Origin of the sequence: uncultured Thomasclavelia sp. (genome assembly GCF_944324745.1) — a bacterium.
Taxonomy (GTDB): Bacteria; Bacillota_I; Bacilli_A; order Erysipelotrichales; family Coprobacillaceae; genus Thomasclavelia.
Genome location: NZ_CALUXO010000081.1, coordinates 40654 through 63363, shown reverse-complemented (window position 1 = coordinate 63363; position 22710 = coordinate 40654). Strand labels below are relative to the sequence as shown.

General features: G+C 32.0%; 18 protein-coding genes. 8 read left to right on the top strand and 10 right to left on the bottom strand.

The genetic code is table 11. The features are described from left to right. Positions 1-108: 108 nt before the first annotated feature. Positions 109-1584 carry a stage IV sporulation protein A gene (gene spoIVA / locus Q0K54_RS11395; RefSeq protein WP_294581389.1) on the bottom strand — a complete coding sequence of 492 codons (1476 nt, stop codon included), beginning with the start codon at positions 1582-1584 and terminating at the stop codon, positions 109-111. 132 nt (positions 1585-1716) lie between these two features. On the opposite strand from spoIVA, the gene rbr reads away from it, so the two are divergent. Then, a complete protein-coding gene (rbr, locus tag Q0K54_RS11390) occupies positions 1717-2391 on the top strand; it encodes a rubrerythrin (protein WP_294581388.1) in 675 nt (224 codons plus the stop codon). A gap of 102 nt (positions 2392-2493) precedes the next feature. Here the strand turns inward: rbr and Q0K54_RS11385 are convergent, their stop codons facing one another. The 6 genes from Q0K54_RS11385 to Q0K54_RS11360 form a co-directional block, all read right to left on the bottom strand. Further along, a complete protein-coding gene (locus Q0K54_RS11385; protein WP_294581387.1) occupies positions 2494-4725 on the bottom strand; it encodes an alpha-galactosidase in 2232 nt (743 codons plus the stop codon). A 29-nt stretch (positions 4726-4754) separates the two neighbouring features. After that, entirely contained in the window at positions 4755-5657 is a 903-nt protein-coding gene (locus Q0K54_RS11380) for an ROK family protein (protein ID WP_294581386.1), read from the bottom strand. Positions 5658-5772: 115 nt separating this feature from the next. Further along, positions 5773-7203, bottom strand: a complete 1431-nt coding sequence (gene pyk, locus Q0K54_RS11375) for a pyruvate kinase (protein ID WP_294581384.1) — start codon at positions 7201-7203, stop codon at positions 5773-5775. Positions 7204-7474: 271 nt separating this feature from the next. After that, a complete protein-coding gene (locus Q0K54_RS11370; protein ID WP_294581382.1) occupies positions 7475-8755 on the bottom strand; it encodes a galactokinase family protein in 1281 nt (426 codons plus the stop codon). Beyond that, positions 8755-9768: an aldose epimerase family protein gene (locus Q0K54_RS11365; protein WP_294581381.1), complete on the bottom strand. Its 1014-nt coding sequence runs from the start codon at positions 9766-9768 to the stop codon at positions 8755-8757. The genes Q0K54_RS11370 and Q0K54_RS11365 overlap by 1 nt, the downstream gene beginning before the upstream one ends. Further along, entirely contained in the window at positions 9765-11264 is a 1500-nt protein-coding gene (locus Q0K54_RS11360) for a UDP-glucose--hexose-1-phosphate uridylyltransferase (protein WP_308698947.1), read from the bottom strand. Before Q0K54_RS11360 ends, Q0K54_RS11365 begins: the two co-directional genes overlap by 4 nt. Before the next feature lie 512 nt (positions 11265-11776). Between Q0K54_RS11360 and Q0K54_RS11355 the strand changes: the two genes are divergently transcribed. From Q0K54_RS11355 to Q0K54_RS11340, 4 genes are all read left to right on the top strand, one after another. After that, the gene (locus Q0K54_RS11355; protein WP_294581378.1) at positions 11777-12775 is read left to right on the top strand and encodes a LacI family DNA-binding transcriptional regulator; all 999 of its coding nucleotides are present in this window, start codon (positions 11777-11779) and stop codon (positions 12773-12775) included. A gap of 142 nt (positions 12776-12917) precedes the next feature. Then, positions 12918-13343 (top strand): DNA starvation/stationary phase protection protein, encoded by a 426-nt coding sequence (locus tag Q0K54_RS11350; RefSeq protein ID WP_294581377.1) that lies wholly within the window; start codon positions 12918-12920, stop codon positions 13341-13343. 30 nt (positions 13344-13373) lie between these two features. After that, complete coding sequence (gene ahpC, locus Q0K54_RS11345; protein ID WP_294581375.1) at positions 13374-13937, top strand: alkyl hydroperoxide reductase subunit C; 564 nt, start codon at positions 13374-13376, stop codon at positions 13935-13937. Further along, positions 13937-15538, top strand: a complete 1602-nt coding sequence (locus Q0K54_RS11340; RefSeq protein ID WP_294581374.1) for an FAD-dependent oxidoreductase — start codon at positions 13937-13939, stop codon at positions 15536-15538. The genes ahpC and Q0K54_RS11340 overlap by 1 nt, the downstream gene beginning before the upstream one ends. A 49-nt stretch (positions 15539-15587) precedes the next feature. Here Q0K54_RS11340 and Q0K54_RS11335 read toward each other — a convergent pair whose 3' ends face one another. Both Q0K54_RS11335 and Q0K54_RS11330 read right to left on the bottom strand, forming a co-directional pair. After that, on the bottom strand, positions 15588-17579 hold the full coding sequence (locus Q0K54_RS11335) for a penicillin-binding transpeptidase domain-containing protein (RefSeq protein WP_294581372.1): 1992 nt from the start codon (positions 17577-17579) through the stop codon (positions 15588-15590). An 80-nt stretch (positions 17580-17659) separates the two neighbouring features. Then, the gene (locus Q0K54_RS11330; protein ID WP_294581371.1) at positions 17660-18577 is read right to left on the bottom strand and encodes a DUF1848 domain-containing protein; all 918 of its coding nucleotides are present in this window, start codon (positions 18575-18577) and stop codon (positions 17660-17662) included. A 197-nt stretch (positions 18578-18774) separates the two neighbouring features. Between Q0K54_RS11330 and Q0K54_RS11325 the strand changes: the two genes are divergently transcribed. Genes Q0K54_RS11325 through Q0K54_RS11315 form a run of 3 tightly spaced genes read left to right on the top strand, consistent with a single transcriptional unit; the run spans position 18775 to position 21133 of the window. Next, positions 18775-19524: a threonine/serine exporter ThrE family protein gene (locus Q0K54_RS11325; protein ID WP_294581370.1), complete on the top strand. Its 750-nt coding sequence runs from the start codon at positions 18775-18777 to the stop codon at positions 19522-19524. A 1-nt stretch (position 19525) separates the two neighbouring features. Continuing rightward, positions 19526-19969: a threonine/serine exporter family protein gene (locus Q0K54_RS11320; protein WP_294581369.1), complete on the top strand. Its 444-nt coding sequence runs from the start codon at positions 19526-19528 to the stop codon at positions 19967-19969. A 15-nt stretch (positions 19970-19984) separates the two neighbouring features. Further along, positions 19985-21133: a nucleotidyltransferase gene (locus Q0K54_RS11315; protein WP_294581367.1), complete on the top strand. Its 1149-nt coding sequence runs from the start codon at positions 19985-19987 to the stop codon at positions 21131-21133. Positions 21134-21148: 15 nt separating this feature from the next. On the opposite strand, the gene Q0K54_RS11310 is transcribed toward Q0K54_RS11315, so the two are convergent. Continuing rightward, positions 21149-22699, bottom strand: a complete 1551-nt coding sequence (locus tag Q0K54_RS11310) for a hypothetical protein (protein ID WP_294581366.1) — start codon at positions 22697-22699, stop codon at positions 21149-21151. Positions 22700-22710 lie beyond the last annotated feature (11 nt).

Here is a 22710-nt window from a genome sequence, read left to right as displayed (position 1 = left end):
TTACTTTTAATCTTCTTGAAATTTAACAATGATTTATTTTAACATTTTTATCCCTTATTTTGGTAATTTTTTTACTAAAAATCAATTTAAAAAACCGCATTTGCGGTTTTAAATAACAATAGCAATAACATTGCTTTTTCCCTTATTGACAATCTTAGATAAGATATCATGAATGCGCATACTAGCATTTTCAGGAATGGCTCCTAATTTAAAATACATCCCTTCCTCAATCAAATCGCCGAGCTTACGACCAAAGACATCACAGTCAAAAATTGCCTGTTTATCATCACCATTAGAATTTAAATAATCAATAAATGCCTCGGCCTGCTCCTTTGAACCGATTATTGGCTCAAAAGTACTTTCAATATCTACTTTGATCATGTAAGTAGTCCCAGCTTTAGATACCAGTTTAATTCCATAACGAGGTCCTTGTTTAATCAACTCAGGTTCACTTAATTCTATCTCCTCTAATTTAGGAACTGCATAACCATATCCAGTCTGTTTAACCATTCTTATAGCACTAGAAAAACCTTCATACTCTTTTTTGATATCGACTAATTCTTGAATAAACGTTAAGAAAGTAGCCTGGTCAAAACCTTTATCTCCAATAATCTCCTCTAAAATTTCGTTATACAAACCATTTCGTTCTTCGATTTTTAAAGTGGCACTAGATGTTGTAGTATCAATTCCGGTCAAATAAGCTTTATCGACAAAATCATATTCACTGATCGTATCAGCAATTCTTTCAACATCTTTAAATTTTTTTATCGATTGTAACGATTCTTTTAAAGAATTATCTAATGTCTGTTTCAACCAATGACTATTTGACATCATAGCTAACCACTTTGGAACCTCGATCCGCACTTCACTGATTTTAAATTCATAGAGGGCTTCTTTCAATAACGAAACAATCTGTGGCTCTTCCATTCTAGTAACATCCATTGTCAAAACGGGAACATCATACTTTTCTTTTAGTCGTTGATACTCTTGATTACAGTTAGGACTATTAATATCACGACTATTAATAATCACTATAAATGGTTTATCGATTTCTAATAACTCTTCGATAATACTATCAGTAGCCTCATGATAATTGGCTCCTGGTATATCACAAATACTACCATCACTAGTAACTACAATTCCAATCGTTGAGTGATCTTGAATTACTTTTTTAGTTCCAATTTTAGCTGCCTGATCAAAAGGAATTGATTCTAAGTACCATGGTGTTTTAACATATCGGACTCCTTGATCATCCTGATAGCCTTTAGCCCCTTCGATTACATAACCAACACAATCAACCAATCTAACTTTTACTTTAAAATTTTCATCCATGACCATTTCGATAGCTTGATTTGGTATAAATTTTGGTTCAACGGTCATAATCATTTTACCTTTACCTGATTGTGGCAATTCATCGATTGCTCGAAGTTTTGCATCTTTATCTTCGATATATGGAATGACCGCCATTTCCATAAACCGTTTAATAAAAGAAGATTTCCCACTACGAACCGGTCCCACCACCCCTAGATAGATGTCGCCATCGCATCGTTTAGCGATATCATGTAAAATATCTTTAGTTTCCATGTCAAACTCCTCTCCTCGTCTTATTTATATGAGATTTTTATCTATTTAGAACTTAACCCTTGCTTTTTTAGGTAATGAAATATATAATTAAATAGTAATCATTACTATTAAGGAAAATGGAGGAATATAGAAATGAAATACGTATGTAAAATTTGTGGATTTGTTTATGACGAAGCATCTCAATCAAAAAAATGGGATGAATTAGATGAAAACTGGGTTTGTCCAGTTTGTAAAGCTCCAAAAGATAAATTTGAAGCTATTCAAGAAGGTAACAGCAAATATGCCGGAACTAAAACTGAAAAGAATTTAATGGAAGCTTTTGCTGGTGAATCAATGGCTCGTAATAAATATACATTCTTTGCTGAAGCTGCTCGTAAAGAAGGATATGAACAAATTGCTGCTATCTTTGAAGAAACAGCTAATCAAGAAAAACAACATGCTAAAATGTGGTTTAGTGAATATCATGGAATTGGTTCAACTGATGAAAATTTAGAAACAGCTGCTCAAGGTGAAAATGACGAATGGACAGAAATGTACAAACGGATGGCCAAAGAAGCTCGTGAAGAAGGATTTGATGAACTAGCTGAAAAATTTGAATATGTTGGTAAAGTTGAACAATCTCATGAAAAACGTTACTTAAAATTATTAGATGCCTATAAAAAGGGAACTACTTTTAAAGGTGATGCTCCAAAAGGTTGGAAATGTCGTCAATGTGGTTTCATTTATGAAGGAGATGAAGCCCCAGAAAATTGTCCTGTTTGTGGATATCCAAAAGCTTATTTTGAAAGAATGTGCGAAAATTATTAATAATTTAATTAAATTATCTCGATATGTAAAACCAAGCTGCAATCAGGCAGCTTGGTTTTTTTGTTTTAAATTCATTAATAAATATTTATAAATCTATAAATTTTATTTAGCTTTGATAACATAAATTTTAGAATAATAATCACCATTAGCGCCATTATAAACCTCATGATTTTCACCACTGGCATGGTCACTATTGATCAAACCAATATTCATCAGTTCATCACCATAATGATCACTTTCTAAAAGCGAAACATGATATAAATAATCAGGATTGAGTCCCTGTAGTTTTAGCCGTCGATATCCTAAATTTACGCCTAATAAAGTTCGGTAATATCCAACAAGAGCCATCTTTTGATCTTTAGAAACAACCATCCAGGCTGTTTCATTGCCATCATTTTCAAAAGGACTCAACAATCGATAAAAGCTGCCAAATTGAATGATTGAACGATATTCTTTCATAAAAGCAATCTGTTCTTTGATTTTATCTTCTTCTTCAAGACTTAAACAACTAATATCCAGTTCATAACCAAAGGTGCCAAAATAAGCCACATTTGCTCTTGTTTCAATTGGCGTATTTCTAAATACCTGATGATTAGGAATAGCAGAGACATGGCTGCCAATACTAGAAAGCGGATATACTAACGATGTTCCATATTGAATCTTTAAACGTTCAATGGCATCACTGTCATCGCTGGCCCAGGCCTGTGGGGCATAGTATAGCATTCCAGGATCAAAGCGACCACCACCACTGGCACATGATTCAAATAAAATTCTTGGAAAACGTTGAATCAGTCGTTCATAAAGCTGATAAACTCCTAAAATATATTCATGCATGACCCGACCTTGATCATGATTACTATGCGATGATGAGTAAACTTCTGACATACTACGATTCATATCCCATTTAATATAATCGAGTTGAGCTTCTTCAATGATTTTAACCATTAAATCATAAATATAGGTAACAACCTCAGGATTAGAAAAATCTAAGACATATTGATTTCGTCCATGGCTTAAACGACGATCAGGTGTCTTTAACAACCAATTAGGATGCTGACGATATAAATTAGAATCATAGCTAACCATCTCGGGTTCAAACCATAAACCGAATTGTAGACCTAAATCATGAATTTGGGTGGCTAGAGAACCAATTCCATCAGGTAACTTATCTAAATTTACAAACCAGTCTCCTAAACTAGAGTGATCATCATTACGATGACCAAACCACCCATCATCTAAAACAAATAACTCTATTCCCAGTTTTTGAGCTTTTTTAGCCATTTGGATAATCTTTTCTTCATCAAAATCAAAATATGTTCCTTCCCAGCTATTAATCAAAATTGGACGCGGCAAATCGCGATGATAACCACGTACCAGCCGTTTTTGATACAATGAATGATATGTTCTTGACATCTTATTTAATCCCTGGTCACTATAAACCATTACTACTTCAGGTGTTTGAAAGCTTTCAGTATTTGTTAAATTCCAGGAAAAGCAATGCGGATGAATTCCCATTAAAACTCTAGTTGTATCATATGTATCAACTTCAACTTGGGCTAGAAAATTACCACTATAAACAAAACTAAATCCTAATACTTCCCCGCTAAATTCATCACAATTATTTCTTTTTAAAGCAAGAAAAGGATTATAATTATGACTAGAAGCCCCTCTAAGCGAATATACCGCCTGGATTCCATGCTGTAATTTTCTTTCTTTAATATAACGTTCACGAGCCCAGGCCCCAGTTAACTCTAACATCGTATAATTAGAATCAGGTAAATCTAATGCCAATGACATCATGGCATTAAGCTTAATTGTTTGAAAACCTTGATTAATAATTTTAGCACTACGAGTAATTACTGGATAATCATTATAGATGGTATACATCAATTCTAATTGACAGGCAATTACTGAATCATATAATGAAATGATCAAGGTTGTCGCCTCATCATCGTCTTCAACATAAGTAGCCGGTAATTGTTCCAGTTTTACTTTACCATTTAAAATCTGATGACTTTGATAAGTAAAATCTAAAATCCGACTACCATTTTCTAAAACGATATCTATCGCTGGATACCGCATATCACCACTACCATAGACTGGATATTCTTGTTTTAGATGTTCTAAAGAAAATGTTTGATCATTTTCAAAAGTACAGACGGCCATTGGACGATGTCGTAATTCTAACAGATGATCAAAATTATCACGATCTTTAATTTTCTTGCCATAATATAATTGTCCTAATTGATGATTAGGAAGTATCTTAATAATATAGCTGATTTCATCATTGTATAAATGAAATGTTTTACTATTGTCATGAAAAATAATTGCCATAAAAAATCTCCTAAAAAAGACTAGTCTAACTAACCTTTAAATGTACTGATATGTTGATAAAAAGCCCCTAATAAATTAGCATCATTTAAATATTTACAAGTAACTACTACCGGTCTTGAAACTGGTGAATTAGCCTGTAATCCGGTTTGATACATTTCTTCAATATGCTTTTCAGTCAATTCTAATAATAATGGCTGAGCTGAAATTCCGCCACCTATTGCAATCTTTTCAGGATCAAAAAGAGCCTGTAAATTATAAATTTGTACTGCTAAACGCTTAGTAAATTTATCTAAAGCCGCTAAAACTTGTTCATTACCGTTATTGGCCATTTCAAAAATTTCTTTACCATTATATTCTTGATCAGTTTGCATTTGTTCTTGAGCTGTTTGCAATAACCCGGCAATTCCGTTAACAGCACACCACGTGTTAGCAAAATTATTACCATCATCCCCATTAGTTCGCATCCAAGAAAACTCACCAGAAGCAAAATGTTTTCCAATATGTACCTGATGATTTTGAACAATACAACCACCAATTCCTGTACCTAAAATGATTACCGCAGCATCATCAACGTCTTGTAAACATCCAAAACCAATTTCAGCATTGGCCGCACATTTAGCATCATTCCCGATTGTAATTGGTAATGGACAACGAGCCTGCAACATCTCAACAATATTCATATTTTTAATATAATCATAAGCCCCACCGGTGTAAGCAAAGCCTTTATCTGGATCAATAGCCCCAGGCATAGAAATTGCCATTCCGGCAACTTCATCTTGATATTGATCATATAAATCACCTATGATACTGATAAATTGTTCAATACTTTCTTTAGGAGCTGGAGCATTCCCTTTTGTTAAAAAATGACCATTTTCATCAATAATGGCATATTTGATGGAACTACCACCAATATCTAATGTTAAATATTTCATAAAATCTCCTTTCAACTTCTTTAATTTAAGTATAACTTATCAATATTGAAAATAAAAGACTTTAAAACTATTAAACATTCAAAAAAAGACAGACCGCTTAGATCTGTCTAATCAATTATTTTACTTTTATTAATTCTAAGTAGCTAGTATCGCCACCAATTCCTGGTTTACCACCAGTAACTAAAATCAATTGACCTGGTTCAATTCCATTTTCTTTTGCTAAAATTTCTGCATATTCAATCATTGTAGCTCTAGTTTGCATGTATTTACATTTAACTGGTAAAACACCCCAGTTAACAGCTAATGATCTAGTTGTTTTCTCTTCTGGTGTAGCAGCAATAATCAAAGACTTTGGACGATAACGAGACATCTTACGAGCTGTAAATCCACTTTCAGTAAAGGCAATAATTGCCGCCACGTTAAATTTAGAAGCAATTTCAGCTACTGACATACAAACAGCTTCAGAAGTATCTTGAGGTGCTGTTCTAACTGCCTGACGATGTAAAGAATCATAATCAAGACTACCTTCAGTTTTTAAAGCAATTTTATTCATTGTCATAACGGCTTCTTCTGGATATTTACCAGATGCTGATTCTCCTGATAACATGATAGCATCAGTACCATCAAAAATTGCATTAGCAACGTCACTAACTTCAGCTCGAGTTGGACGAGGATTTTGTTGCATACTTTCAAGCATTTGAGTTGCTGTAATAACTAGTTTTCCTTTATCCTTACATTTTTTGATGATCTCTTTTTGAATTAATGGAACATCCTCAGCTGGTACTTCTACTCCTAAATCACCACGAGCAACCATGATACCATCAGCCATCTTTAAGATTTCATCCATGTTTTCAACACCTTCGCTATTTTCAATTTTAGCGATGACTTGAATATCAGAACGACCATTTTCAATTAATAATTTCTTAACATCAATAACATCTTGTGCCCGTCTTACAAATGATGCAGCGATAAAATTAAATGGTTGTTTACATCCCCAAGTGATATCATCAATATCTTTTTTAGATAAATAATCAAATCCTAACTTAATTCCTGGAACATTAATTCCTCGTTTATCTTTAACAACACCATTGTTGGCACAAACACAAACAATATCCTCACCTTCAACATGGTCAACTAATAACTCAACTTGGCCATCATTGACTAAGATGAAACCACCAGGTTTAACATCTTTATATAATTCTTTATATGTGATTGTAAAACGATCACTAGTTCCAACGATATCCTCAGTTGTAATAACCGATACTTGACCCTTTTTAAATTCAGTTTGTCCCCCAACAAAATCACCAGTTCTAATTTCAGGTCCTTTTGTATCTAACAAAATTGCAACCTTACTGCCTAATTCCTGATTAATTTCAGTAATCAATTCTATTTTCCTTAAATGCTCCTCATGAGACCCATGTGAAAAATTTAAACGCATGACATTCATACCAGCTTTAACCAGTTTAGTCAACATTTTTTTGTTGTCAGATGCTGGTCCAATGGTACAAATAATTTTTGTCTTACTTATTTCACTATTTTTTAACATACCAATTTACCATCCTTCTTCTCAATTTCGTACAGTTCTATTATAACCCAAACCTAGGATAGTTGCGAGATTTTTCCGTATTTTTTCACTTAAAATTAGGATATTTCTTTATAAAAATGATGATTTTATCAAAGCTATTTTAAACTAAAGTCAATTTAAACAATCAAAATTCAAAAATAGATAATGAAAATGAAGTTGCCATGAGACAACTTCATCAATAAATAATTTTAATTATTTTATCTATCTGTTTAATAACGATAATTTAATTCTGTTAATCAATTACTTCTTTTCCACCATATTTTCGAACTTTTAAAATATGACAAGAGCCTTGACCAAAGACCTTTTCAATTTCCATTTGATATTTTGATACAAATTCATCCTTAACAAAAGCCTGAATCGTTCCAGCGAAACCACCACCATGAACTCGACAAACTCCATTATCTTGTAAAATTCTTTCAGACATTGCCAGTCCTAAAGAAACACTTTGATTAAAGACATCACTATTGGCATAGACGTTTTGTAAAAATTTATATGAACTATTTCCTGATTCTTGAACCAATTTTTTAAATAAATCAAAATCACCGCTATTTAATGCTGCAACTTCACGATCAACCCGTTTATTTTCTTCAAATAAATGAATAGCTCTTAAAACTGCTCGATCATTATTAATTTCTCGAACTTTGGCAATACTATCAAAAAATTCTTGCTCATCGACATCACGTAAAAATTCTTTTCCAAAATAATTGGCAACCTGTTTCATTTCTAAAGGAATTGCAGCATATTCATTAGTTAGATCAGCATGTGATCCTTTAGTATCTACAATACATAAACTATGTCCAAATTTTGAAAAATCAACATCTACTTTTCGAACTACTGGTTTATCAACATCTTTAAAATCAATATTGATCAAACTACCAACGGAACTGGCGCATTGATCCATTAAACCACATGGTTTATCAAAATAAACATTTTCAGCATATTGTCCTACTTGAGCGATTACGACTGGGTCAATTGTCATTTGATTATATAACCCTGAAATAATTGTTCCAATAATAGTTTCAAAAGCAGCTGAAGATGAAAGTCCAGCTCCCATTAATACATCACTAGTAATAAAAGCATTAAAACCACCAATTTGATATCCTAATTCCTGTAAACGAGCTAATACACCGCGAATCAAAGCTTCAGAAGTTCCACTTTCTTCAACTTTTTTCTTTAAATCAGCTATTTCAATTGGTGCTATATCAAAATCATCAGATAGTACTTTTACACTTTGATCAGTTTTTCCTACAATTGCGATAGCATCCAAATTAACAGCTGCAGCTAAAACACAACCGTGTTGGTGATCAGTGTGGTTCCCACCTACTTCACTTCGACCTGGGGCTGAATAAATAGCAACCTGAGTGTCTCCATATAGTGAAATATATTTTTCGATTGCCTGGACATAACGATTTTTTTGATACTCTAGTTGACTTTCATCAACATATAAATCAATCAGCATTTCATCATATTTATTATCTTTTAAATCATTAATTATTTGTGTTGCTTGTTTCATTATTTAACCACTTCAAATGTATATGTTGTCCATTCATCATATACATCTCCTTTCTTTAAAATTGTACTAGGATTTTCTTCAAGGTTGATGGCATCTGGTAAATTTTGGGTCTCAATACACATCGCATAACGTTTTGGATAACTGATACCATATTTTCCAATTCTTCCATCTAAATAATTAGCACTATAAATCTGCGCACCTGGTAAACTAGTACTAACAGTCAGTTTTCTTTGAGTCTTTGGATGATATAAGACTACTTGATCATGATCTTGGTTAAAAATAAACGGATGATCATAACCAGCACCTAATTTTAATTGTTCATCCTCTAAATCAATTTGATTACCAATGCGTCTTAAAGTTGTAAAATCAAATGGCGTATTTTTTAAATCATTAAATTTACCAGTTGGTAAACCATCTTGATCAATACAAGCATATTTATCACTATGAACTAATAAGTGATGATCATAAATATCTTCTTTAGCCCCAGATAAATTAAAATAAGAATGATTAGTAATATTAATAATGGTATCTTGATCACTAGTTGCCCGATAATTAACTTTTAATTGATTATCTTTTAATGTATAAATAGCTTTAAAATCTAAGTTTCCCGGATACCCTTCTTCCTGGTCTTTTGATAAATAAGCAAATTCAACTGTATTATCATCTATTATCTGATAATCAAAAATCTGATATGAAAATCCTTTAATACCACCATGTAAACAATTTGGTCCGTTATTAATTGGTAATTGATAGGTTTTACCATTAAGTGTAAACTTTCCTTTACCAATTCGATTAGCTGTTCTTCCAACCAAAGCTCCTAAATAAGCATCTTTAGTTTGATAGTCAGAAAAATTATCATAACCTAAAACAACATCATCAATATTTCCATCTTTATCTTTCATTAAAACTTTGATAATTGTACAACCATAATTAGATACTACTACTTCCAAGTTATCATTTTTTAATTGGATCAAATCAATTTTATCATCAATTTTATCAATTATTTTTATCATACTTCCTCCTCTATAACCGTTGCTACAAAACTAGTTAATGCATCGATACCACGCTCATCCATCTTAAATACACCAGCATCCTCTAAAACATTAACAAATTTAATGGCTACTGCTTCTTTTAAAATCTCATCGACATTCTCTTCATTGATTTGGTAATCATTCATTAATGTAATAAACCATGGATAGTGCTTTTCCAATTCTGGATAGTTTTTAATTTCTGCTTTTTGTAATAGACATTCTTTTAATAACAACAATTCATCTTTCAAACGAGCTGGTAAAATTGCTAATCCCATTACTTCAATTAAACCAATATTTTCTTTTTTAATATGATGAGATTCAGGATGTGGATGAAAGATCCCATCTGGATATTGATCGCTGGTCCGATTATTTCTTAATACTAAATCCATTTGATATTTGTTCCCTTTTTTACGAGCAATTGGGGTAATGGTATTATGAGGGGTCGTACCAGTATGAGAAATTATATCCAGTACTGGTGCATTATATTCTTTCCAGGCATTAAGATATTTCATTGCCAGTTCTACTAATCTTTCTTTAGTATCACATGTAATTCTAATTGTTGAAAGCGGCCAGCGAATTACTTCAATGACCGTATTGCTGTTATCTCCCAGCTCAAATGTTTTTAATACTTCAGCTTCCTGGATCGGAAACTCATAATTTCCACCTTGATAATGATCATGGGTTAAAATTGAACCGCCAACAATTGGTAAATCAGCATTAGAACCAATCATATAATGAGGAAATAAATCTAAAAATGACAGTAGATTTTCAAATGTCCCCTGGTTAATTACCATTGGTTTATGTTCCTTATTTAAAACAATGCAATGTTCATTATAGTAAACATAAGGAGAATATTGCAGGTAATAATCCCCATTGGCCAGTTGTAACGGAATAATTCGATGATTTTGTCGTGCCGCACGATTCAAATCACCACGAAAACCAACATTTTCCTTACATAACAGACATTTAGGATAACCAGTAGCTTTTACTTCCTTAGCTTTAGCTATCTCCTTAGGATCTTTTTCTGGTTTTGATAAATTAATCGAAATTTCAAAATTACCATATTTGACATAACTTTTCCAGATAATATTTTTATCTGTACGACTTTTACGAATATAGTTTGAGGCAATTGACAATCTATAATAATAATCAGTAGCCTTTTTAGGGGCAACAGCATATTTTTCTTTAAATGTTTCTATCACAAAATGGGGTCTTGGCATTACGCAATTCATGATGCGAGTATCAAATAGATCCCGATTAGTAATCGTATTTTCTAATTTACCGTTAGCGACAACATAATCTAGCATATTTTCTAAAATAGGTGTAGCTAGTGGTAATGGCTCATTAACTTCTTCATAATGAAACTCATCTAAATCAAATAAGTCTAATAATAAATTCACTGAATAATCCATTTCATCTTCAGTTATCATCTTTTCATCTAAAGCAAACTGGATTAAACGATTGATCTCATAGTTGATTGATATCATGTTATTCCTCCCTCATCTTTCCTTTATATTGTAAACTATCACTAAAATATTGTCAATTATTTTTACTAAATATAACTAAATGTTTACTAAAAATATTGACTAAAATTTACTTTATCGATATAATAAAAGTACCTGGATATCAAATAATAATCATTTCATAAAATAAATCATCAGTAACCCACTAATTCCTAGAACAAAACTTTCATAAACTGCAGAAATAGGGTATAATACCACTGTTAAAGGAGGGAAATCTTAAACTAATTGCCACTAAGAGGTTTAAGTAAAATAATCTTATTATTTATCTATACAATCTTTTTTATAATTGCAACCAGCTTTTTATGATAAAATGTAAAACCAGTATAAAAACAACCATCTTATACTGGCATTTTTGCCAAAGCAACTTTTAACTATTAACAGTAATCTGATGACAAAACTAAAATAAGGAAAGGAGGAGCTGCTTTACAGAGTTGCTATCAGCTCTATTTTTAAGCAGCGATAAATTAATGGCCACGATTAAAGATGTCGCAAATCTTGCTAATGTATCTAGTGCTACAGTTTCGAGAATCCTAAATAACGATAAAACTTTATCAGTTCCTGAAGAAACTAAACAGGCAGTTTTAAATGCGGCTAAAAAGCTCAATTATACTAAAAAAAGAAAAGCTAACAAAAGTGAATTTGTCTTAGGGATTGTTCAATGGTACTCATTACAGCAAGAAATTGATGATCCTTATTATTTACAAGTTCGTCAGGGAATCGAGAATTTTTGTCTTCAAAATAATATTAATGTAATTAGAACTTTTAAGACTGATTTTAATTATTTAGATGCCCTAAAAAATGTTGATGGACTAGTTTGTATTGGAAAGTTTAGTAATGATGAAATCGTTAAATTCAAAAAAATTACTAATAAAATTGTATTCCTTGATATGATCAGTAATCATCAAAATGACACTACAATTACATTGGATTTTAAACGAGCAATTACTGATGCTCTGGATTATTTACGTCTTCTTAATCACCAAAAAATCGGATTTTTAGGAGGAAAAGAATATTTAGACGATAATACTATCTATCCTGATCCTCGAAAAAGTGTGTTTATTGATTATTGCGATAAACACGGTATTACTTATCAACCTTATATTTACGATGAGGAATTTACGACGGAATCTGGTTATACGATGATGGTCGAAATGATCAATAAAAAAGATTTACCAACAGCTATCTTCTGTGCCAGCGATCCCATTGCCATTGGTGCTTTAAGAGCTTTACAGGAGCATAATATTAAAGTACCAGAAGATATTTCCATCATCGGTTTCGATGATATCAAAGCTGCAAGCTTTACTAATCCTCCTCTAACTACCGTTTATGCTCCGGCAACACTGATGGGAGAGTATGGAGCTAATGCTGTATATCATATTTTAAGTAAATATACTTCTCCTTCACCAATGAAAATTATCCTTCCATGTTTTTTAATTGAACGGGAGTCATGTAGCAAAGTTGATTAGAGTTCTTTAGAACTCTTTTTTTGTTTAGCAAAAAAATAATAGTGCATAATAATTGTGTCGAGATGTTATTAATGCTAAAATACAGATAGTTAGATTAATCTAACATTTATCGACGATCATTTTAAAGCAAAGGAGTGAGAAAATGGAAAAAAAATTGAATACTTTATTAGCTGACTTAGTAGTTGAATATCATAAATTACAGAATTTTCATTGGTATATAAAAGGAAAAGATTTCTTTACTATCCATGCTAAGTTAGAAGAATATTATAATTACATCAATGAAGCAATCGATGAAATTGCTGAAAATATTTTAATGATTGGCTTCCAGCCAGTGGCTTCTTTAAAAGAGTTTATGGAATTGAGTAAAATTGAAGAAGCTAAAGATCAACAATTATCTTCCAAAGAAATCTATAATACAGTTTTAAAAGATTTTAATTATCTATTAGAAGCAATCAAAGAGATTAAACAGCTAGCTGATAAAGAAGATAATTATTTAATTTCATCATTAATGGATGATTATATTGGTAATTTTACAAAATCAATCTGGATGTTAAATCAGGTTGTTTAAAAAATAATATTAATAAAGGAGAAAAAGAAAATGTCATTAATAGGAAAAGAACTAACAGATTTTGAGGCTCAAGCCTTTCATGAAAATGAATTCAAAACAATTAAGAAAGAAGATTTATTAGGAAAATGGAATGTTTTATTCTTCTATCCAGCTGATTTTACATTTGTTTGCCCTACAGAGTTAGAAGACTTAGCTAACAAATACGAAGACTTCCAAAAAATCAACTGCGAAATTTATTCAGTATCATGCGATAGTCATTTTGTTCATAAAGCATGGCACGATACATCTAAAACAATTCAAAAAATAAAATATCCAATGCTAGCTGATCCAACAGCTAAATTGGCTAAAGATTTAGATGTATATATCGAAGCTGATGGAATGGCTGAACGCGGCAGCTTTATCATCAATCCTGAAGGAAAAATCGTTATGTATGAAGTAATTGCTGGTAATGTTGGACGTAATGCTGATGAGCTGTTCAGACGAGTTCAGGCGTCACAGTTTGTTTACGAACATGGGGATGAAGTATGTCCTGCTAAATGGAAACCTGGTGAAGAAACACTTAAACCATCATTAGATCTAGTAGGGTTAATTTAATGAATAGCTTATATGATGCAATAATAGTAGGTGGCGGTCCCGCTGGACTGTCAGCTGCTATTTATTTAGCCCGAGCTAAATTTTCAGTTTTAGTAATTGAAAAAGAAACAATTGGCGGGCAAATTACGATTACTTCAGAAGTAGTAAACTATCCAGGAATCTTACAAACCAGCGGGAAAGAACTAACTGAACAAATGCGCCAGCAGGCTCAAAATTTTGGTGCTGAATTTTTAATTGCCAATGTTAACAAGTTAGAATTAGAAAGCCCCGTTAAAACTGTTATTACCAATAAAGGACAATATCAGGCTGTTGGAATTGTTTTAGCCACTGGAAGCCACCCTAGAAAATTAGGCTTCCCAGGTGAACGAGAGTTTCAGGGACGTGGCGTTGCTTATTGTGCTACTTGTGATGGTGAATTTTTCACTGGCAAAGATGTTTTCGTCATTGGTGGTGGTTTTGCAGCAGCAGAAGAAGCTGTCTTTTTAACTAAATATGCCAAAAAAGTCACTATTATTATTCGTGAAGATGATTTTACCTGTGCTAAACAAGTTAGTGATAAGGCTAAAGAACATCCTAAGATCGATATCCATTATAATACTGAAATCGTAGCCGCCAGTGGTGGCAATCAATTAGAAACAGCCACATTCATTAATAATAAAACTCAAACTACCTGGCAATATCAAGCACCAGATAATGATTCTTTTGGGATTTTTGTCTTTGCCGGATATGAACCAGCTACGAGCTTGTTTAAAGAGCAAGTTGCCTTAAATGAAACAGGTAACCTAATTGTTGATGCTAATCAAAAAACTTCAATTGATGGTGTTTATGGTGCAGGTGATGTTTGTGTAAAAGAATTAAGACAAGTCGTTACTGCGGTTAGTGATGGGGCTAAGGCTGCTACTGCTTTAGAAAAATATATTCCAAATATCGTTCAGGCAAATGATCTGGCTCCAAAAAAGATTCAGCTACAAACAACAAGTTCTAATCAAGAAGAAACTGATGAAGCTGATGGCTTTATTACTAGTAACATCAAAGCTAAATTAAAACCAATTTTTGATAAACTGGAAAAAAATCTAGTATTAAAATGTTATGATGATAATAGCGCACTTGCTCAAGAAATGCTGGGCTTTATCAAAGAACTAATCCCGCTAAGTGATAAATTATCATATGAACTTATCGATAATAGCAAGCTTCCAGCAATCAGCTTTTATGATGAAGACAGTAACTATCTTAACATTACTTATCATGGTGTTCCCGGTGGTCATGAATTTAATTCATTTATCATCGCTATTTACAACACTGCTGGCCCTAAACAACCATTAGATCAGAATATAATCAATCAAATTAAAATGATTGACAAGAAAATTAACATCAAAGTTGCAGTTTCCCTTTCTTGTACAATGTGTCCTGAAGTAGTCATGGCTACTCAAAGAATAGCTGTTGAAAATCCTCATATTGAAGCTGAAATGTTTGATTTATCTCATTTTCCAGATCTTAAAGACCAATATCAAATTATGTCTGTTCCTTGTATGATCATTAATGATCAAGATGTTTATTTTGGAAAAAAAGATATTGATCAAATTGTTGGTTTATTAAAATAATATTACCAAAAAAAGACAATGGCCTAAAACCCATTGTCTTTCTATCTTTTTAACGATATAAATAATTATTTAATGGTGTTTGCATATGTTCAACAACATATCCACTACCACCACGATCTTTAACATCTTCAACCATTGTTGTAATTAAAATTGGATTATCACTGTTAGTAGTCATCACTGTAAACCAACCAATTTCACTACCAGTTGTATCATCTTGAGAACTTTTAATTTCACCAGTCCCCGTTTTTCCAGCTAATTCAATATCACTATGATAAATTGCATGACCTGTTCCATTACTATCACTAATAACTCCAATTAAATCATCTTTAATCGTATTAGCAGTCTTAGCGGTAAAAGCATTTTCAACCCAAGGGCTATCTGGTTCATTTCCCATAACTAAATAAGGAGCCACAATTGTTCCTTCGTTATAGAAAGCCGTATAGATAGATGCTAACTGTACTGGATTCATCAGTAACTCTCCTTGACCATAACCACTATCAGCTAATTGTTGATCATCAAAATCTCCAGCTTCATTTTGGTACTGTGATTTAGTTAATGCTAGTTCAAATGGAATTTTAGAACCAATTTGTAATTTATCATAACCAGCAATCAAATCATCAGAACCAATATTTGTCGCTGCTTTAGCGAAATAAACGTTATCCGAATAAATTAACGCATTTCTTAAATTATTAGGCGTTGGAGCGTGTAATGTTGTTACATAATAATTACCCCAGCTAGAATCTTTTTGCCAACGGTCTTGTGCCTGAAGATCTTCATTGGCATCAATGGCTCCAGAATCTAAGCCGATAGCTCCAGTAATTGGTTTCATGCTAGAACCAGGAACAAAAGTAGCCCGATAACGATTAGTCAACGGTTTACTGGCATCATCATTTAAAGCCTGCCATTGTTCATTAGTATAACCTAAAATAAAATCATTACTTGAAAATGACGGTGTTGATACTAAAGCTAATATTTCACCAGTTTCTGGGTTCATGGCAACTGAGGCACTTTGATCATTTTGATATTCGTTATACAATGCCTGTTGTAATGAAACATCAATTGTTAAAGTAATATCTTTTCCATCAGTTACTTCTTTTTTAGCTACTGTTTTAACTAAATCATTATTTTCATCAACGATTCGAATCTCTTTGCCATCACTACCTCTTAAATCAGCTTCATAAGCGGCTTCAATACCACTACGTCCAATTAAAGAACTTTCACTATAACCTTCACCTTCATGATTTTTTAAATCTTCAGCTGTTACTTGCTGCAAATATCCTGTTAAATGGGACGTGGCCTGCCCATAAGGATAATAACGAACCGTAATTGTATTCGCTTTAACACCAGGAATAGTAATTAGCTGACTAATTAAAGCTTGCCCTTCACTATCTCTAGCTACTTCTTTGATTGGTACAAATGAATCGTCTTTGATCCATGAAGCTGACATTTCATCACGAATATCATCACTAGTTATTCCTAACATTGAAGCAATCCGATCATAATCAGCTTCACCATTTAACTTTCCTGGAACTAATCCAACTGAATAAGCTTCACCCTGAGTAGCCAGTTCTTGACCATTACGATCTAAAATACGTCCCCGGCTGGCATTATCAGTTAAGATCCGAACCCGATAATTACTTTCTAATCCTTCTAAAATTAATCCTTCATTATAAACCAGTTTATCATCTACAACAGTAACCTGATTGTTAGAAGTAACTTCACCGGCAACAGTATCCATCGTTAAACTATAATCAACTACATCATCTTCAACGCTATTGATTACCAAATTAAAATTGCTAGCTTCGATACCATTATAAATATTGGCGTATCTTTCTTCAAATGTATCTTGATCAACATTGGAATCATCGCTTAACATTTCATACATTTGTGAATAATCTTTCTTACTTAAGAGATTAAAATAATCCGTCACGTAATCCTCAGCACTTTTACCACCGATAAAAATGAAAAGAACAGCAGCGACGATCAAACAAACGACTACAGCCCCAATAATAATTAAATTTCGTTTATTCTTTAAAAACATCTTCTTCCCTTCCTTCCTTTTTCAATTATAGCATAGCGATTACTATATTATATAGTAGATTGCTGTAATTTAATCTTTGTTTAAATTTTTAATTGAATTTGCCGATCAATATTAGAAGTTACCTTTCGATTAACCACTTTATCCTCACTTGTTGGCCAGCCGATAAGTAAAGGGCTATTTTTATCATGTTGTAAAACATTATGATAAACATTTTGCTTATTTGCATAACAATACTTACAGCCATTTAAACAGCTATTGTAAGCACCGATATCGATACTGGCAACACAATGACAATGTTTTCTATTTTGATTCTTTTTGATCTTTAATTTTCCGCCGATCAACTCTTCGAGATAATGACGATCTAAACAACTGCCATGCTGGATTCCAAATTGTTCTAAATGATATTTTTCACTGCAAGTTTGTATCTTTAAATGATATTTATTGGCAATTTTTCCTAACTTTGCTGCCAAATCCATAACATCAGCTGCATTTATTTCATCAAATAAACCAGAAATATTTTGATAAATATCAATAAAGCTAATAATTACTATTTCCGTGTATTGATATAAAAGGGCACACATCTTATCAAACATCTTATAATGAAACTCTTTGGTATAACGGGCATTTAATAAAATGGGATCATAACGCCAAATCACCCGTTTTTTTCCTAACATAGTACTTAACTTTCTAAAAGTTTTGATAATTTCTAATTTGGGTCGCAAATTTGTTTCCAGATCATTATCATATGGAGTAATGGTTACCATAAAATAATACTGATATTTCAATTGATCGATTTCTTTTAAATATGGTAACATTGGCAATGGATCTTTAGTCATAAAACTAATACAATCAACTACCTCATGGCTAAGATTAATTTTACTTACCAGATGTTCGTTATATGGATTACGTACCATAACCATGCCAGCTTTTAAACGATTAATCAGCCACTGGGGATACATTGCACAGATATCACTGCGGCTTGATACTTGTAAAATCATTTACTCTCATCCATCTTCTTTCATTAAAACCTCCTCCATCATCACTGGCAAGTCAAATTATAGCATAAATAGTTGTGAATAGAAATCTACTATCATTAGAATCAGTCTCTTTGCATGAAATGTTTAAATTTTTACAATAGTTTATGCTATTAAAAAAATTATTTTCATGATATACTCTTGAATGATTGAGGTGAAATATGGAAGATAAAAAACTAATCGATTCAATTGGAGAAATTGGTCGTTTATTACTTAAATACGGAGCAGAAATCTATCGAGTAGAAGAATCATTAACTAGAATGTGTCAAAGCTATGGTTATGAATTTGTCAATGTCTTTGCTTTGCCATCTTATTTTACATTAAGTGTAAAAAACAATAATGACTTTTCATATACATTATCAAAACGAAGTCGACAAAATCGGATCAATCTAGATAAGATCTATGAATTAAACAATCTAGTTCGCTATGTTTGTCAAAATAAACCAGATATTAGTTATCTACAAGCAGAAATTAAACGAATCAATAATATCAAAACTAATTATTATTTAGTCTTTTTGGGCTATGGTATCGGCAGCGGCTTCTTTACGACTTTTTTTGGTGGTGGCTTAAGTGAAACAATCGTCGCATTATTTATTGGGTTTATCTTGTATTTTTTTATTTTATTGATGGAAATACTCGAGATCAACAATCTAGTCAGTACCCTGCTTTCAAGTATGCTGATTACGTTTTTAGCTATTGTTGCCCGAAACTGGGGATTAACAATCAATAGTGATGCGATAATTATTGGCTGTTTAATGATTTTAACTCCTGGTGTTGCGATTACTAATAGTTTTCGAGATATTATGGGTGGTGATTATATTTCAGGTACAGCTAGAATGTTAGAGGCCTTATTAATTGCGGTTTTTATTGCTATCGGTGCTGGAACAATGACAATGATCTTAGGAGGATAAAATGTTAGGAGTTATTCAATGTTTAAGTGCTTTTATTGCTTGTATTGGTTTTGGTTTTATTTTTAGAATTCATTACCATCCTAAATTTAGTATAATTGCGGCATTAGGTGGTTCAATTGGCTATGCTATCTATTTAATCTGTTTAAATTTTGCCAGTGAAATGACCGCGTATTTTTTAGCAATGAGCGTTGTTGCTTTTTTTGCTGAAACGGCAGCGCGAATTTTAAAAGCTCCGGCAACCATCTTTTTAATTATAGGCTGTTTCCCGCTAGTTCCAGGACGAGGAATTTATACCACAATGCTTTATAGCATCCAAGGAAACAGTGAATTGTTTTTAGATAGTTTCTTAAATACAATTGGTATATCCCTTAGCCTGGCCTTAGCTATTTTAGTTGTATCAACAATTTTTAAAGTTATAAAAAAACTTACTTATAAATCAGCTTAACATAGGAGAACGATCATGAAAGTATTAGGTCTTGTTGTTGAATATAATCCCTTTCATCTAGGCCATCTATACCATTTAAACCAGGCTAAAGCATTAGTGGCTCCAGATGTAACCATTGCTATAATGTCTAGCCATTTTACACAACGTGGCGAAGTAGCAATCAGTGATAAATGGACTCGTAGTCAAATTGCCATTAAAAATGGTGTTGATTTAGTTATTGAATTACCATTTGTTTATAGTGTTCAAAGTGCTGACTATTTTGCCTATGGATCGATTGATCTGTTACATAAATTACAAGTCAGTGATATTGTTTTTGGCAGTGAAACTGGTGATATTGAACAATTTATCAACATTGCTAAAACAATAAAAGAGCATCAAGAACAATACGATTTATTAGTCAAAGAACAAATGCAACTTGGTCTTCGATATCCTGATGCCTGCAATCAGGCTTTGTCAATTTTAATGCACCAGACAGTTACTACCCCCAATGATTTACTGGGATTAGCATATGTTAAAGAAGTAATTAACCATGACTATCCAATTAAGCTACATTGTATTAAACGGACCAATAATTATCATAGCCTGGCAATTGAATCAATTAGTTCTGCCAGTGCTATTCGCCATGCTTTAAAAAACAAGCAGCCGATTTCCAGTCAGCTGTTAAACTATCAGGACTATCAAGAATTTTATTTTTTCGATGATTTATTTCCTTATCTTCGCTATAACATTCTAACCAGTTCTAAAGAAAATCTGCAGCAAATCCATCTAGTTGATGAAGGAATTGAAAACCTGCTGACTCAAAAAATCATCAATGCTAAAAACATGGATGAATTAGTCACTAGTCTTACTTCTAAGCGCTATACTAGATCCAGAATCCAAAGAATGCTGGTTCATATCTTAATGAACAATACTAAAGATATAATTAACCAGGCAAAACAGATTGATTATATACGTATTTTAAAAATGAATCATAGAGGACAACAATACTTAAACCATATCAAAAAAAGCTGTCAATATCAGCTCGTAACTAATTTTTCGAGCTATCGTCATCCAGCTTTAGATTTAGAATTTAAAGCCACTAAATTATTATCATGTCTATCAAAAAAGCCCCAGCAGTTGATCGAAGCAGAATACAAAAGCATACCAATAATAAAATCGGAGTAATTAGCTACTCCGATTTTATTCTAACATCTCAATTATTTTAGGATCAAAGTCCATCGATTTAACAATAGCAATCGCATTTCCGGTACTGCAAATTCCATCTTTGATCAAGTAATCAAAAACAATTTCATCATTTCTTTTAATATCATTAAAACAATAATTAGCAACATTTTCAAAATCCTTGGTTAAAGATATATCATGAGTCGATACAATCGTTAATGAATCTAAACTAAATAAAAATTTTAAGATACTATGAGCAATAACTAGCCGTTCAGTTTCATTAGTTCCTTTTAGTATTTCATCAATCAAAACTAAACAACATTCACTTTTAGCACGGTTAGTAATCTTTTTCAATCGTTTGATTTCCTGAACATAAAAACTATAACCATTTTCTAAATCATCTTTCATATGAATTGAAGTAATCAAAGCAAATGGATAATATTGAAACCGCTCACTAAATGCAATATTCATTGCTTTGGCCAGTAATAAATTTGCCCCAAGCATCTTTAAAAAAGTTGATTTTCCTGAAGCATTACTACCAGTAATTATCGCATTATTATCGATTACAACCGAGTTTTTAACCGGATTTTTAATCAATAAATGATAACCATTTTTTATGATGATCTTTTTTTGATCAAGTACTTGCGGAATACTAGTTTGATAAAGGGTCCGAACGGTCATCACACTAATACTCGTATCTATTTGACCAATAAAATCATACAACTGTAATAGTTCTTCATTAATTTTATCAATTTTAGCTTCAAGACAAGCTGTTTGAATAACATCAATTAATAAAATTGCCTTAATTAAATCTAATAAACCAATAATATTAATAAAAGAAATACAGTTAAAATAATAGCTTAATTTAAATGATTTCTTTAATTCTTTAAGTACCTTTTTTAATTCTTGTTGCTTATCTTCGGGATAGAGCTTTAACTGTAATAATTTTTCACTGCAGACAATGATATCCTTGATCGAACCAACTTGTAAACTAACTGTTTCATAGCGTCCGTTTAATTGAAAATTAATTAAAATACAGGCTATTGTAATGACTACTGGGATATAAAAATATTGATGATCAATGATCCCTAATCCTAAAAAGATTAAATTAATAAATGGTAAGATAATAAATAATAATTTAAAACGATAGGGATATTTTAACAACTTCTCTTTCAATGATAATATTGGAACATATTCTTTATCTAGTTTTCTTAAACAGTAGATAGCTTCTTTTAATTTATCTTGATTAACCAATCTTTCGATAATTAATTCTTGAATTTTAAAATCATTAGAATGCCTAAAAAAACAATTATACAAATATTCATTACCAATCGGACTTAAAGTATAGTTGATCATTTTTAATAATTGTGGCATTTCTAAATCTTGAAAGGTATTTTCATCAATTGCTACCTTTTGATTTAACTGATAATATTCTTTTGTCAACTCACGATACTGAGTAACTGGTGCCTTAGTAAACTGCTGATATAAATAATTTTTGTAAATAATTCGAATAACTAATTTAATTAAGACAATTAATATAACAATACTTACTATTAATAAAATAATCATCTTTAAAAAAG